General features: G+C 70.1%; 12 protein-coding genes and 1 tRNA gene. 12 read left to right on the top strand and 1 reads right to left on the bottom strand.

Annotation, left to right across the window (positions count from 1 at the left end; translation table 11 throughout):
• Position 1: 1 nt before the first annotated feature.
• Positions 2–1,204 carry an LCP family protein gene (locus VGZ23_01715; protein ID HEV2356318.1) on the bottom strand — a complete coding sequence of 401 codons (1,203 nt, stop codon included), beginning with the start codon at positions 1,202–1,204 and terminating at the stop codon, positions 2–4.
• Between the two features lie 424 nt (positions 1,205–1,628).
• Here VGZ23_01715 and ispE point away from each other — a divergent pair, with 424 nt between their 5' ends.
• The 12 genes from ispE (at position 1,629) to VGZ23_01655 (ending at position 14,281) form a co-directional block, all read left to right on the top strand.
• Positions 1,629–2,495, top strand: a complete 867-nt coding sequence (ispE, locus tag VGZ23_01710) for a 4-(cytidine 5'-diphospho)-2-C-methyl-D-erythritol kinase (GenBank protein HEV2356317.1) — start codon at positions 1,629–1,631, stop codon at positions 2,493–2,495.
• Positions 2,432–3,307, top strand: a complete 876-nt coding sequence (locus VGZ23_01705; GenBank protein ID HEV2356316.1) for an NTP transferase domain-containing protein — start codon at positions 2,432–2,434, stop codon at positions 3,305–3,307. The genes ispE and VGZ23_01705 overlap by 64 nt, the downstream gene beginning before the upstream one ends.
• Positions 3,304–4,260: a pur operon repressor gene (gene purR / locus VGZ23_01700; GenBank protein HEV2356315.1), complete on the top strand. Its 957-nt coding sequence runs from the start codon at positions 3,304–3,306 to the stop codon at positions 4,258–4,260. The genes VGZ23_01705 and purR overlap by 4 nt, the downstream gene beginning before the upstream one ends.
• A 55-nt stretch (positions 4,261–4,315) precedes the next feature.
• Positions 4,316–5,059 carry a GNAT family N-acetyltransferase gene (locus VGZ23_01695; protein ID HEV2356314.1) on the top strand — a complete coding sequence of 248 codons (744 nt, stop codon included), beginning with the start codon at positions 4,316–4,318 and terminating at the stop codon, positions 5,057–5,059.
• 85 nt (positions 5,060–5,144) lie between these two features.
• Positions 5,145–5,936, top strand: a complete 792-nt coding sequence (locus VGZ23_01690; protein ID HEV2356313.1) for a helix-turn-helix domain-containing protein — start codon at positions 5,145–5,147, stop codon at positions 5,934–5,936.
• 66 nt (positions 5,937–6,002) lie between these two features.
• A complete protein-coding gene (locus tag VGZ23_01685; protein ID HEV2356312.1) occupies positions 6,003–7,313 on the top strand; it encodes an efflux RND transporter periplasmic adaptor subunit in 1,311 nt (436 codons plus the stop codon).
• Positions 7,314–7,333: 20 nt separating this feature from the next.
• A complete protein-coding gene (locus VGZ23_01680) occupies positions 7,334–10,624 on the top strand; it encodes an efflux RND transporter permease subunit (GenBank protein HEV2356311.1) in 3,291 nt (1,096 codons plus the stop codon).
• A 131-nt stretch (positions 10,625–10,755) separates the two neighbouring features.
• Entirely contained in the window at positions 10,756–11,412 is a 657-nt protein-coding gene (locus VGZ23_01675; GenBank protein HEV2356310.1) for a TetR/AcrR family transcriptional regulator, read from the top strand.
• A 1-nt stretch (position 11,413) separates the two neighbouring features.
• Positions 11,414–12,847 (top strand): TolC family protein, encoded by a 1,434-nt coding sequence (locus VGZ23_01670; GenBank protein ID HEV2356309.1) that lies wholly within the window; start codon positions 11,414–11,416, stop codon positions 12,845–12,847.
• 181 nt (positions 12,848–13,028) lie between these two features.
• Complete coding sequence (locus VGZ23_01665; protein ID HEV2356308.1) at positions 13,029–13,532, top strand: flavin reductase family protein; 504 nt, start codon at positions 13,029–13,031, stop codon at positions 13,530–13,532.
• A 115-nt stretch (positions 13,533–13,647) separates the two neighbouring features.
• Positions 13,648–14,031 carry a RidA family protein gene (locus VGZ23_01660; GenBank protein ID HEV2356307.1) on the top strand — a complete coding sequence of 128 codons (384 nt, stop codon included), beginning with the start codon at positions 13,648–13,650 and terminating at the stop codon, positions 14,029–14,031.
• A gap of 176 nt (positions 14,032–14,207) precedes the next feature.
• Positions 14,208–14,281, top strand: a tRNA-Gln gene (locus VGZ23_01655).
• Positions 14,282–14,429: the final 148 nt, after the last annotated feature.

The raw sequence follows: 14,429 nt of genomic DNA, 5'->3' as shown, positions 1-14,429 counted from the left end.
GCTACGGGGTGGGCGGCGGGGTCACCTGGGCGCCGTAGCCGCGCCCCAGGACGAGGGTGAATTCTGCCGGCGCCGTCCCGCGCGGCGCCGCCGCGGTGACCGCCGCCGTTGAGGCCGGCTCGACGAGGACGCGGCTCATCCGCGTGCCGGCGGCGATGACCGCGGCCACCCGGGTGTCGCCCTGGTGCACGACGAGCACGCTCTCGGCGGCATCGGGAGCGGAGGCGACGCGGACCACTCGCACGCCGAGGGCGCCGAGGCGGGCGAGCGCGTCCCCGACGGCGTCGCGGCCTGCGCCGGACGTCAATACTTCGACGGACGTCCGCGCCAAGTCGGCGGCGTCCATGCCGTAGAACATCCGCGCGATCGTGGCCCGGTCTTCGGCCGGGTCCGGCAGCCAATCCGAGGCGCCGAACCGCCCCGGGAGCGTGCCGCGGTCGATGCCGTCCTTTGGCAGGCGCGCGGCGAACCATCCGAGCGCGATCAGCTGCTCCGGCCGGAGATTCGTGGCGATGTCCTCGCGAAAGACGGTGAGAATCCGGCCGGCGCGGAACACGACCCGCGGCCGGCGCAGTTCGGCCACGAGCGCGTCGACGACCTGCTGCTGGCGCCGGATCCGTCCGATATCGCCGAGCGGGTCGTGGCGGAACCGGGCGTATTCGATCGCGGCCTGGCCGCCCAGCCGGCGGTTGCCTTTCTTCAAATGGACGTGCAGCCCGTCCCAGTTGTCGTCGTAGTTGAGGTCCTTGTCGATGCGGATGGTCACGCCGCCGACCGCGTCGATCAGATGGACGTAGCCGCGCTCGGTCATCGTGATGTAGTACGGGAACGCGACGCCCGTGAAATTCTCCACCGTCCGCCGGGTGAGCGCGAGGTCGCCGTAGGCGTGCGCCGCGTTGATCTTGTCCGTGCCGTGGCCGGGGATGGCCGCCCGGGTGTCGCGCGGGATGCTCAGGACGTGGACACGGCGCGAGCCGGGATCGAAGCCGACGGCGATGAGCGTGTCGGTGCGGCTGACCGGGTAGACCACGTTGGGGTTCCGGTCGCTGACGGTCCGATCGAGGCCCATCACGAGCACGTTGGTGCGTCCGGTGACGCGGAACGGCCACGCGAACGTCGGCCCCGCCGGCTCCGCGCGGAGGGCCGCGACGGCCACGGCGCCGGCCAGCGCCGCTGCAAAGCCGATGACGAGGCCCCGGACCACGGCCCCGGCCGCGCGGGCCCACGCGGGCCGCGCCTTCGGCCGGCCCGCTCCTGGGACCGCGTCCGAAGTCACCGTGTTGGGTGGCGGTGGTTGCGTTGGCATGGCTGTCTATACTCTACGCTGTTCGCCGGCGAGTGTAACAGGCCCCGCGCAAAGCGCGGGGCAGGCCCGCGCCCCGGCCGCGCCGGGGATCGAATGTTAACGTTTGGGGAAGGAACGCTAATGAGAGGGGCGAAGTGTAGGGTGCAACGGTTGACCGTCCCTGGCATGGGGTGACGGGAGATGCGAGGGTCACGTACAGCGCCGACGGCCACGAACGTTTCGTTCGTGGCGCAACCCGCGGAGCCGCCTTGTGACGGCGCCGCGGGTTGTGTGTTTAGGTGCGAGTCCCGATGATCAAGATGATCAAGAGGAGGGTGCCGCAGTGAAGGAGCTGCACCTCAACGCGTACGCCAAAGTCAATCTGACGCTCGATGTGCTCGGCGATCGCTCGGACGGGTATCACGACATCGAAACGATTCTGCACACCGTCGAATTGCACGACTCGATCACCCTGCGGGAGGACGGGGACGGCATCGCCGTCCGCTGCGCGAGTCCCGAAGTGCCGGAGGACACGCAGAACATCGTGCACCGCGCGGCCGCCCTGCTCCGGGAGACCTTTCGCGTGCCCCGCGGCGTCGAGGTCGAGCTGACGAAGACGATCCCGATCGCGTCCGGCCTCGGCGGGGGCTCGAGCGACGCGGCCGTCACGCTGCTGGGACTCGCACAGATGTGGAAGCTGCGCCTCGACGAGCGGCAGTTGTTGGAGTTGGCCGGCCAGATCGGCTCCGACGTGCCCTTCTTCCTGGCCGGCGGGGCGGCGCTGGCGTTGGGACGCGGCGAGCGGATTCAGCCGCTCCGGCCGCTGCCGACCACGTGGGTGGTGCTGGCGCGGCCCCCGCTGCAGATCTCGACGGAGTGGGCGTACGGGGTGTTGGACCACGCGACCGAGCGGCGCCGGCCGGATACGCGCGCCGTCATGCGGGCGCTCGAGACCGAGGATCCCGCCGAAGTCGGACGGCTGCTCTACAACGTGTTCGAGGACGTGGTGGAATCTCACCATCCCGCCGTCCGCGCGCTCCGCGAGCGCATCGCGGCGCACCGTCCGCTCGGCGTGTCGATGTCGGGCACGGGCCCGGTGATGTTCGCGCTCGCCGCCAACGAGGCCGACGCGAGGACGATCGCCGCATCCCTCGCCGCGGACGCCGGGCACGAGGTCTTCGTGACGCGGACCTTCGCAGAGGAACGGTAGCGGCCGCGCTCAGGATTGTCGACGCGGTCGTCCTGGCAGGCGGGCCGCCAGCTCCCGCGCTGACCGGCAGCGCGCTTCCAAAGGCGTTTGCGCCGGTCGGGGGCTCCACGATGGTGGAGCGGGTCCTTTCGGCCCTACGCGCCACCCCGCACATCGGCCGCATCGCGCTTGCGGGTCCTGCATCCGTTCCGCCGGCGATCGCCGCCGCGGCGACGATGACGGTCGTCGCCACGGGCGGACTCCTCGACAACCTGGCGGCAGGGCTTGCCGCGCTCGGCGGTCCCCGGCCCGTGGATGCCTCCCGCGGTGCCGTTTCCGTCCTCGTGGCGGCGGCCGACGTGCCCCTCCTCACCTCCGCCGCGGTGGCCGCGTTTCTCGACGCGGCCGACGCGGCGGACGCCGACGCGGCGTACGCGATCGTGTCGCGTGAGGACGTCGTGCGCGCCTTTCCCGGCGTACGGAAGACGTTCGTGCGCCTCGCCGACGGAACATTCACCGGCGGGAGCCTCATCCTGCTGCGCCCCGCGGCGTTCGTTCGCGTCCGCCCGATCCTCGAGCGCGCCGTCCGCGCCCGCAAGCGCCCATGGGACTTGGCGCGGCTGTTCGGCCTCGGGACACTCGTCGGGCTCGCGACCGGGCGGCTCCGCATCGCGGCCCTGGAGCGCCGGGCCGAGGCGGTGGCGGGGCTCCGCGCCCGCGCGATCGTCTGCCGGGATCCGGGCGTCGCCCTCGACGTCGACACGCCTGAGGTCCTGGACGTCGTGCGGGCCGTTCTCGCGCCCGCGCCCGGTGCCGCGGTACACGTCGGGTGAGGCGGCTGCGCCGCGGCGACCGGATGGTGCTGATCGCGCAACGGCTGTTTGGCGAGCCGCATAAGATCTTTCCGCTCGCCACCTTCACGGAGGCGCTCGGCGCAGCGAAGTCGACCATCAGCGAAGACTTGGCCGCGCTACGCGCGCTGTGCGAGGAGTTTCAGTTGGGCCGGATCGAGACGCTCGCCGGCGCGGCGGGCGGCGTCCGGTACACGCCCCTCTGCACGCCGGCGCAGATCGAGGCGATTGCCGAGGACCTGGCGTCGCGCCTGCGCCAGCCGGCGCGCATCCTGCCGGGCGGCTTTCTCTACATGACGGATCTGCTGTCGCTGCCCTCCGTGGTGTCCCGCCTCGGTGACGTCTTCGCCACGTTCTTTGCCGACCGGCGGCCCGACGTCGTGCTGGCGATGGAGGTCAAGGGGATCGCGCTCGCCTTGATGACCGCGCGGGCGTTCAACGTGCCCCTGGTGACGATCCGCCGCGGCGGCCGGGCGATGGAAGGCGCCGAGGGCGCCTCGGTCACGGTGAATTACGTCTCGGGATCGTCGCGCACCGTGCAGGCGATGACGCTGCCGCTGCGCGCGGTCGCGCCCGGGGCCCGGGCCTTGTTCATCGACGACTTTCTGCGGGGCGGCGGCACCGCGCGGGGCGTGCGCGATCTGATGCGGGAGAGCCGGGCGGACGTCGTCGGGGTCGGCGTGCTGATCGAGGCGAGCCAGCCGCGCGAGAAACTGATCGACGAGTACGTGTCCCTGCTGACGTTCGACGGGGTGGACGAAGCGGCCGGCGCGGTCCGAATCGCGCCGAGCCGGTGGACGCTGCGGCGCGCCGGTCGCCCCGCGGCAGACGGGGTGGCCGCCGCCAGGAGCGCCGAATCCACGGCGCACGGCTCCCGGGCGCCGCGCTCCGCCCGCGCCCGGGGAGACGACGCGAACGGCCGGTCGTCCGTCTAAGCAGTCTCCGCAGGCGATCGCCGGCGTCATCGAGCGCGGTCTCGCGGCCGCCGCCGTGGCCTACGTACGCCAGGCCGGCGGAGCGGTTCACGAGGACCCGCGGCTCACGTGGGTGTCCACCGGCACTCCGCTCCGCTTCTACAACGGCGTGGTCCGCACGCGTCTCGCATCCCGGGATGCGGATCGAGAGATCGAGTCCGTGGTGTCCCGGTTTCGAGAGCGCGGCTGGCTCATGGTGTGGTGGGTGATGCCTTCCAGCCGGCCGCCCGATCTGGCGCCGCGTCTTGCCGCGCACGAATTTGCCCTCCGGAACCGGGACCTCGCCATGGCGGCGGATCTCGCTGCGCTGTCCGGAACGGCGCCGGTCCCGGCCGGCGTGACGGTCGAGCGGGTGCGCACGCGTGAGGCGCTCGAAGACTGGGTGCGGGCGTTCGGCGCAGGATTCGGCGTTCCCGACGAAGCGTTGGCCCAGTACTCCAAGCTTCCGCTCAGCGTGGCGCCGGCCGATTCCGCGTTCCGGTACTACCTCGCCCGGGCGGACGGGGCACCCGTGGCCACGGCGCTGTGGTATCCGGCCGCGGACGCCGCGGTGATCGACGAGGTCGCGACGATTCCCGCGATGCGCCGCCGCGGCATCGGTACTGCGATCACGTCCGCGGCGCTTCGGGACGCCCGGGCCACGGGGTACCACACCGCGGTCCTGGTGGCCTCCGAGGCCGGCGCCGGCGTCTACCGGCGGATCGGGTTCGCCTCCTACGGGCCGCGATACATCTACCTTCGGCCAAATCCGGGCCCATAGCCCGCGCGGAGCGGGGCGGGTCGCATACACCTCTTGACTTCATTTTCTAACGATGTTAGATTAATTATCGGGGTGATATTATATTATGGGCGTAAGGGAACGGCGGCAGCGGGAGCGCGAGGGGCTACGCCGGGCGATTTTGGACGCCGCGCGTGAGATCGCGGCCGCCGAGGGCTGGCCCGCGGTCACGATCCGGCGGGTCGCGGAGAAGATCGAGTACAGTCCGCCCGTCATTTACGAACACTTCAACAGCAAGGAGCAGATTGTCGTCGAGTTGCTGCGCGAAGGCTTTCGCGCGATGCTCGCGGGGATGCGGGCGGCGCGCGACGCGGAGAAGGACCCGGTCGCGGCTCTGCTCGCGATCGGACGGGCCTACTGGGCCTTCGCGGTCGCGCATCCCGAGATGCATCTCGGGATGCAGGGGGAGACCGCGTTCGAAGCCTGCATGGTCCGTCCGTACATCGCCGGACCCAAGGACCGGCAGGACGAGCCGTCGTCTCCGCCGCGCCACCGCCCGTTCGACGAAGTGCACGACCGCGAGGAGTGGCATCGGTTCTTCCGGTCGCGCTCCGCGGAGATTCCCCCGGATGAGCCCTTTCCGGAGACCCGTGAAATCTTCCTGACCGTGCGGGACGGCCTGGAGCGGGCGCTCGGCGGGCGGGATGCGGATCTGGAGAGCCTGTCCTGGAAAGTCGTGATCTTGTGGGGCGCAACCCACGGCCTCGTCACGCTGGCGATGGCCGGCATGATTCCGAACGGCCGCGAAACCGGCGCCTACCTCGTGGACAAGATGGTCCGCGACCTGCTGACCGGCTGGCGCGCCGAGACCAAGCCGTGGCGGCCCGATGCCGCCCGGGTGAAGACGCCGGCGCGTTGATCCGGCGGTATTACGCGTCGCCCGGGGCGGGGAGCCCGCGGGCACGGAGCGATGGGGGAAACAGAGATGCGCACGCGTGTTGTGATCGTTGGTGCCGTACTGGTGGCCGCGCTGGCCTCGACCATGGTGGTCCGGAGCCTCGGCCACCCGGCCTCCTCGAGGAGCACGGCCGCCGCCGCGGCCGATCCTGTATCGGTCACGGCGGTCGCCGCCAAGGCCGGCGACGTGGTGACGCGGGTCCTCGCGACCGGAACCGTGACGAGCATCCGGGATGCGAAGCTCGGCTCCAAATTGTCCGGCCGCGTGGCCGCGGTCCTCGTGGACGAGGGGATGCGGGTCGCGGCGGGCACGCCGCTCCTACGGCTGGATGCGAGCGACATCCTCGTCCAGCAGGCAGAGGCGCAGGCGAGCGCGGCGGCCGCCCGCGCGCAACTGCAGAAAGTCGTGACCGGCGCCCGGCCGCAGGAGCGGCAGCAGAGCACGGACGCCGTGCGGCAGGCCCGGGCCAACGTGGACTCCGCGCAGGCGTCGGTGCGGTGGGCGCAGATGACGGTGGATCGGGACCGCTCGCTCCAGGCGCAGGGCGCCATTGCCCAACAGGACCTCGACCAGGCGACGACGCAGCTGCGCGTGGCCCAGGCACAGGCGGCCCAGGCGCAGGCGGCATACGACTCCGCGGTGCAGACCGCGAGCCTCGTGCACATCGGCTCACGTGAGGAAGACATCCAGGCCGCGCGGGCGCAACTGGCCCAGGCGGAGGCGGCGCTCGCGGCGACGCAGGTCCAGCTGCGCGATGCGACCATCTACGCGCCGTTCGACGGGACGATCACCAAGCGCGACGTCGAGCCGGGTCAGATCGTGTCGCCCGCGACGACGTCGAGCAACCCGCTGCTCGTGCTGAGCCAGGTCGACGACGTGTACGCGGAGTTCATCGTGCCCGCGCAGCATCGGTTCGAGCTGCAGCCGGGACAGGACTCGGTGCTCGCCGTGGACGGGCTGCCGGGGCAGACGTTCCAGGGGCGGGTGCAGGAGATTCGGCCGGCGGCGGATCCGGCCAGCCGGACCTTCGGCGTGCGGATCCGCGTCCACAACACGAACGGGGTCCTGCGGCCCGGGATGTTCGCCCGCGGCGCGGTCACGGTCGGCGTGCGGCACAACGTGCTGCAGATTCCGGAAGGGGCCGTCGTGACGGCGGCGTCGGGCCCCATGGTCTTCGTCGTGCGCGACGGCCGCGCGATCCGGCGGCCCCTCACCTTGGGCGCGCACCACGACGGCATGGTCGACGTGGCCTCCGGCTTGTCCGCGGGCGAGCAGATCGTCGTCGAGGGGCAGGACGCGCTGACCGACAATCAGCCGGTCGCGCTCCGCGGCCGCTAGGCGGAGGAGAGAGACCCGTCATGCAGTGGCTTGCCGGCCTGTCCGTCCGCCGCCCCGTCCTCGCGTCGGTGATCGTCCTGGCGATGGTCTTCCTGGGCGCGTTTTCTTACTCCGGACTCAAAGTCGAGCGCTTCCCGAACGTCGACATTCCGTTTGTGATCGTCACGACCGCCGATCCGGGCGCCTCGCCGGAAGAGATCGAGAGCGACGTCACCAACAAGATCGAAGACGCGGTGAGCTCGGTGAACGGCATCGACCACACACAGTCGACGTCGGCCGAGGGCGTCTCGATCGTGGCGATCCAGTTCGTCCTGGAAAAGAACATCGACGTCGCGGCCCAGGACGTCCAAAACAAGATCAACGCCATCCCGGACCTCCCGGCGGGAATCGATCCGCCGACGGTCTTCAAGTTCGATCCGAGCGCAATTCCTGTGATGACCGTGTCGCTGTCGGCCAACCGGCCGGTCCGCGATCTCACCGAGTACGCCGACAAAGTGCTGAAGCCCCAGCTTGAGGGGATCTCGGGCGTCGGGCAGGTGACGCTCACCGGCGGCCAGGCGCGGCAGATCAACGTCTGGGTCGATCCGGACAGGCTTGCGGCGTACGATCTGGCGGCCAACAGCGTGCTCACGGCCGTGCAGAACCAGAACGTGCAGCTCCCCGCGGGCAACTTGGACCGGGGCAATACGCAGGTCACCCTGCGGGCCCTCAGCCGCGTCACCTCCCCGCGCGAGCTCGCGACCGTGGGACTCACGACGCGCGCCGGCCGGCCCGTGACCCTCGGGGACGTCGCCACCATCGAAGACGGCGCCGCGGAGCCGGTCACGACGGCCAACATCAACGGCACCCCGGCGGTGCTGCTCGAGATCACGAAACAGTCGGGCGCGAACACCGTGAACGTCGTGGACGCGCTCAAGGCGCGGCTCCGTGCGACGACGCCGCTGCTGCCGGCCGGGTACGATCTGCGCGTCGTGCGCGACCAGTCCGTGTTCGTGAAGGCGTCGACGGCCGCGGTGCAGGAGCACCTGATCGTCGGGTCGATCCTGGCCGCGTTCGTCGTCCTGCTGTTCCTCCGGAGCTGGCGGCCGACGATCATCGCGGCGCTCGCCATTCCTACGTCGATCATCAGCACGTTCGCGCTGATCGCCGCCCTCGGCATGACGCTCAACATGATCACCCTGCTCGCGCTGGCGCTGGTCGTGGGTATCGTCATCGACGACGCGATCGTCGTCCTCGAGAACATCTACCGCTTGATGAAAGAGAAGGGCCTCTCGCCGGTCCAGGCGGCCGTCGAGGGGACGCGCGAAATCGGCCCGGCGGTGACCGCGACCACCATGAGCCTGATCGCGGTGTTCCTGCCCCTCGCCTTCATGAGCGGGATCGTCGGCCAGTTCATGAAGAGCTTCGGCTGGACGATGGCGTTCGCGATCGCGGTCTCCCTGGTGGTGAGCTTCACGCTGACCCCGTCGCTGTCCGCCCGCTGGCTGGGTGGACGGGCAGGCGGCCGTACGGGCCGCGGGCCGGCCGGACCTGCTCCGTCGGCGGGCGCGCCCGGCGCCACCGCCCTCGCCATCGATACCGGCGTGGGCGCGGACGCAACGGCGCAACGCGGCCGGCTCTACGGCGCGCTCGACCGCGGGTATCACCGGCTGCTGGAATGGGCGCTGAGGCGGCGCTGGGTCGTGGTGGTCCTCACGCTGCTGACCCTGGTGAGCATCGCGCCGCTCGGCGCGGCGGTCCACAAGAATTTCCTGCCGGAAGACGACCAGTCCCAGCTCGAGGTCGTCGTGCGGGCGCCGGAGGGATGGACGCTCGACGCCGCCAGCCGGTTCGGCACGCAACTCGCCGTTGAGATCCGCCACCTCCCGGGCGTCGACTACACAATCGTGACCGCCGGCGACGACTCCCAGCATACGCCGAACCGCTTCACGATCTTCGTGAAGATGGTCGACCTCGACAAGCGGTCGGTCAGCCAGCAGGCGATGTACGGCCTGATTCGAGACGGGATTCTCTCCCGCTACGCGTACCTGGGGCTGCAGGCGCAGGTCGAGGCGACCTCCGAGTTCGGCGGCAGCGGCGGCTTCCAGCCGGTCGACTACGTCGTCAGCGGTCCGGACCTCGCCGTCCTAACGCGCGTGGGCGACGAGGGCCTCAAGCTCCTGGGCGCGATCCCGGGGGTGGTGGATGCGCGGTCGTCGCTCGTGAGCGGGGCCCCCCAACTCGGGATGCGGGTGGACCGGCAGCGGGCGGCGGACCTCGGCGTCAACGCCGTCGACGCCGCCAACGCCATGTACATGCTCGTCCAGGGCGTCGAGGTAAAAACCGCCAAGTACGCGGAGGCCGGACAGCAGTACAAGATCGTCATCCGCGCCGACAAGCAGCACCGGACCAACCAGCAGGTGCTGGCGCAGCTGCCGGTCGCCTCCAGCACGACCGGCGTCGCGTCCCTCGAACAGGTGGTGAGCTCCAGCTACGGGACCGGGCCCAGCGAAATCAGCCACTACAACCGGCGCCGGCAGGTGGAGTTGACCGCCAACCTCCTCCCGGGGGCGTCGCAGGCGGCCGTGCTGCAGCAACTCGACCGCAAGATCCGCGGGCTCGGGCTGGGCCCCGCGTACGACATGACGTTCACCGGTCAGGCTCTGGAGCAGGGGCGGCAGGCGGCGGCGTTCATGACGTCGTTCATGCTGTCGTTCGTCTTCATGTACCTGGTGCTGGCCGCGCAGTTCGAGTCGTGGATCCATCCGGTGACGATTCTGCTGTCCCTGCCGCTCACCGTGCCGTTCGCGCTCCTGTCGATCCTCTTCCTCCACGGGTCGCTCAACATTCTCTCGCAGCTCGGCATCCTGGTGCTGTTCGGGGTCGTGAAGAAGAACGCAATCCTTCAGATCGACCGCGCGAATCACCTGCAGGCGGCCGGGCTGGACCGAAAGGCCGCCATCATCCAGGCGAGCCGTGACCGGCTCCGGCCGATCCTGATGACCACGATCGCCTTCGTGGCCGGCATGATCCCTCTCGCCATCAGCCGGGGCGTGGGAGCCGAGACGAACCGGGCCATGAGTTCGGTGATCATCGGCGGCCAGGTGCTGTCGCTGCTCCTTACGCTTGTGGCGATTCCGGTCATCTATACGTACTTCGACGAGCTCCAGCGGACCGGCGTGGGGCGCCGGCTCGGGCGCGCGCTCGGCCGGCTCTTGGCCACTGTGTTTGGTCGCCGTCGCCCGAGTGGCGAGACCCCGCGTTCGAGCGCGGGCGCCGAGACGCCCGATCGCGTCCGGGTCGGCGCGGGGAGATCCGGCGGCGCGGACTAAGGCCGGGCCGGCATACGTCAGGCTGCCATTAACGTTCTCCCGAACTTGGGGATAGAATGAGTGAACGGTCAGTCACCGCGGTGGAACGCCGGCGGAACCGGGCCTGCGGCGCGGGTGGGAGACGGCATGCCATGGTACGCTTGAGCTCGAGCGCGCGTGAGGCGCGCATCGGTGAGCGGCGGTCCCAAATTCTGCGGGCGGCGCTCGACGTGTTCAGTCGGCGGGGCTTTCACGGGGCGACGATTCGCGAGATCGCCACCACCGCCGGGCTGGCCGAGGGAACGATCTACCTCTACTTCCCGAGCAAGCAGGAGCTGCTTCGGGGCGTGATCGTCCTGGTCGCCGAAGACGGCCCGCCACCGGCCCCCGAGGCCTTCGGACCGGGCGCCGATCGGGCGTTTCTGAGCGCGTTTGTCCGGAACCGTGTGGAGACGCTGGCGAGGCACGCGGCGTTCATCCGGCTGGTCGTGCACGAGGCCGATTTGCACGAGGATCTGCGCCGGGAGTTGTTCAGGCGGTTGCACGATCCGTTCGTCGGCCGGTTTCGCCCGTACCTTGAAGCCCGCATCGCCGCCGGGGCATTCCGGCCGGTCAATATCGAGGTCGCCGCCTCGATCTGCGCCCGCATGGTGATGAGTTATGTCATGACACACCACGTTCTCGACGTGGCCCAACCGCGACACGACGATGACGAGTACCTCGGCGAGATGGTCACGCTGATCCTTCAAGGACTCGAGGCGCGGCCGTCGTCGCCGGATTCGGCATCAGGCACTTCGAAGGAGGAGTGAGATGCTCAGTTGGCCTGCTCGTTGGATCGCGTGTGTCGCGCTCGGCGCGATGACCATGCTGCCGGTCGCCGCGGACGCCCAGACCCCGCCCGCCCCCGCACAGCCGCCCGCGCCGGCCCCGGCGCCGATCCCCGCGGTCCCGCCGGTGCCGTCCGTCTCCGGCGGCACGCCGCTCACGCTGCTCGACGCGGTGCGCCGGGCCCTCGAGCAGAATCTCCAGGTGCGCGCGGCGGCGATCCAGGTCGCGATCTCGCGGGCGCAGGTGGCTCAGGCGGAAGCGGGCCTCTTGCCGACGGTGACGTTTGGGGCCAGCTACACCGACCAAACCGCGCCCGGCAGTTCGCACCTCGGGGGCATCATCAACATCCCGAGCGCCGGGATCACGGGCGCCCCGTTCACGGCGATCCTCCCCGGCACGACGACGCCCCCCTGGGCGCTCAAGCTGAACTTCCAGTACCCGCTGTACACGGGCAACGCGCTCCAAGACCAGCTGGCGATCACGCGGGCCAACCTGCGCGGGCAGGAGAGCGCGTTCACGGCGACGGCGGAGCAGGTGGTGCTGGCGGTGCGGCAGGCGTACTACAACCTGGAGCAGAGCGAAGGACAGGTCGCCGCGGCGCAGCGGGCGGTGGACGCGTCGCAGGAAAACGTGCGCGTGACCGATGCGCGCGTGCGCGTGGGGACGTCCCCGCAGTTCGATCTGCTGCAGGCGCAGGTCCAGCTGGCGCAGGCGCAGCAGAACCTGACCAAGGCGAAGGCCGCGGCGGTGGCGGCCGAGCAGCAGCTGGCGGCGGTCATCAACGTGCCGATCTCCTCCCCGCTGAATACGACGACGCCGATGGGGCTCCCGGCGCCGCCGGCGGACGTGGAGGCGCTCGTGACCCAGGCGCTCCGGCAGCGGCCGGAGATCGCGCAGGCGCAGGCGGCGATCCAGGCCGGGCAGGCCGCGGTCGACCTGGCCGCGGCGGGGTTGCGGCCCAACATCAGCATCACGGGCGGCCCGTCAATCGTGACCAACGACCTGACGACCAACGCGCCGGTCGGGTGGGCCGGGACGATCCAGCTGACGCTCGCGGTCTTCGACGGCGGGCTGACCCGGGCCAAGGTCGAGCAGGCGCGGCAGCAGCTCGCGCTGGCGCACGTGCAGGACGCGCAGACGCGGCAGACGGTCGAGGAGCAGGTGCGCGCCGCCTACCTGAACCTCCAGCAGGCCGCGGAGCAGCTCACGTCGGCCCGCATCGGACTCACCGCGGCGCAGGAGGCCCTGCGCATTGCTACCGTGCGGTTCCAGGCCGGCGTCGGGACGCAGCTCGAGGTCGTGACGGCGGTGCAGAACCTCGAGGCCGCCGACTTCGCCGTCGTGCAGGCGACGTTTCAGTACAACCTCGCCCTCGCGCAGATCGATCAGGCGGTCGGGACCCAGATCACCTTCTGACGGCCCGCTCGGCACCGGGTGTCGGTCTCGGCGGTGTCGAAGACGTCGGCACCGCGAGATTCTGATGAGGGTGTCGGCATCGAATGCCTGCGGCGCTGGATTCTGCCGGTCGTCGGCCTCGGCGTGCTGATGTGTGCGGCGGCGATCAGCCGCTTCCAAGAGCGGGTCGATTAGGAGGGGCATGGACACAACGGGTGGGATCGACGCACGGGTGTTTCGCGACGCGCTGGCGCATTTTGCCACCGGGATCACCATCGTGACCGCGCCGGCGGTCGACGGGCCGCACGGCGTCACCATCAATGCGTTCACGTCGCTCTCGCTCAGGCCCCCCCTCGTGCTGATCTGCATCGAACACGGCCGCTACTCGCTTCAAGTGCTGGAGACGGCGCGGGTCTTCGCGGTGAACGTGCTCGCCGAAGGCCAGGAGCACCTGTCGCGCTTCTTTTCGACCGATTCGCGCCCGGAGGGGCCGCACGCGTTCGACGGCATTCCGTACCGGCCCGGCCGCCTGGGTGCGCCGGTGCTCGACGGCTGTCTCGCGCTGCTCGAGTGCCGCGTGACGGCGCAATATCCGGGCGGCGACCATGCGATTTTCGTGGGAGAGGTCGAGGCCGCCGAAGTTTTTCCCGGCCGCCGCCCGCTCCTCTACTACGACCGCGCCTACTGCGGACTCGCCGGCACGTAGAACGAGGGGCCACTGAACGACGCGGTTTGCCGAACGCCCAGATCGAGCAGTTGGTCCCGGCGGTTCTGGATCGTGTGGTGCCACTGAACGACGCGTTTTGAAGGAGGGGGATCGGATGAGCAAACGGATCGTCAGGACCGAACAGGCGCCGCAGGCGATCGGTCCGTATTCGCAGGCCGTCGTCGCGGGCGGGTTCGTGTACGTGGCGGGGCAACTCGCGCTCGATCCCCACACCGGGCAACTGGTGCCGGGCGACGTTCGGATACAGACCAAGCGCGTCATGGAGAACATCAAGGCGATTCTCGAGGGCGCCGGGTCGTCGATGGCCGGCGTGGTCAAGACGACCGTTTTTCTCCGCGACCTGAACGACTTCGGCGCAATGAACGAGATCTACGGGTCCTACTTTCAGGAAGACCCGCCGGCCCGCTCCACCGTCCAGGTGGCAAAGCTGCCCCGTGAAGGCGCGGTCGAGATCGAGGTGGTGGCGGTCGCGAAGTAGTGCCGGGCGGCGGGTTGGTCGATCATCGCCGGCCGCCTGTGCACCGGCCCCCGCCCGCCCGCGGCCCTTGCCGGACCGCGGCGGACGCGTTACGATCGCGGAGGAAGATGCCGCAGATCGTGCAGGTGATCTAGGCGGTACTGGATCACAAGGTGCCGCCGACCGACGCGCTTTGGTGGGGGGTCGGCTAACGGTAGGCCATCAGACTTTGGATCTGAGAGTCCAGGTTCGAATCCTGGCCCCCCAGCCACATCAGAGACGACGCGATGCAACGGAAAGTCAAGAAATACAACGGTTTTCAGCAGCCATGGGCACTCAGGATCTGACGGTGCACCCTGCCTGCACTTATTTTGCACTTGTGCCGTGCTCTAACCCAACTTCCGCAGTTGAGGGGTAAA

Source organism: bacterium, from assembly GCA_035945995.1.
In the GTDB taxonomy this organism is placed as follows: domain Bacteria; phylum Sysuimicrobiota; class Sysuimicrobiia; order Sysuimicrobiales; family Segetimicrobiaceae; genus DASSJF01.
Note: the sequence above shows the minus strand (reverse complement) of the source record. Positions and strands in the feature narration are given on the sequence as shown.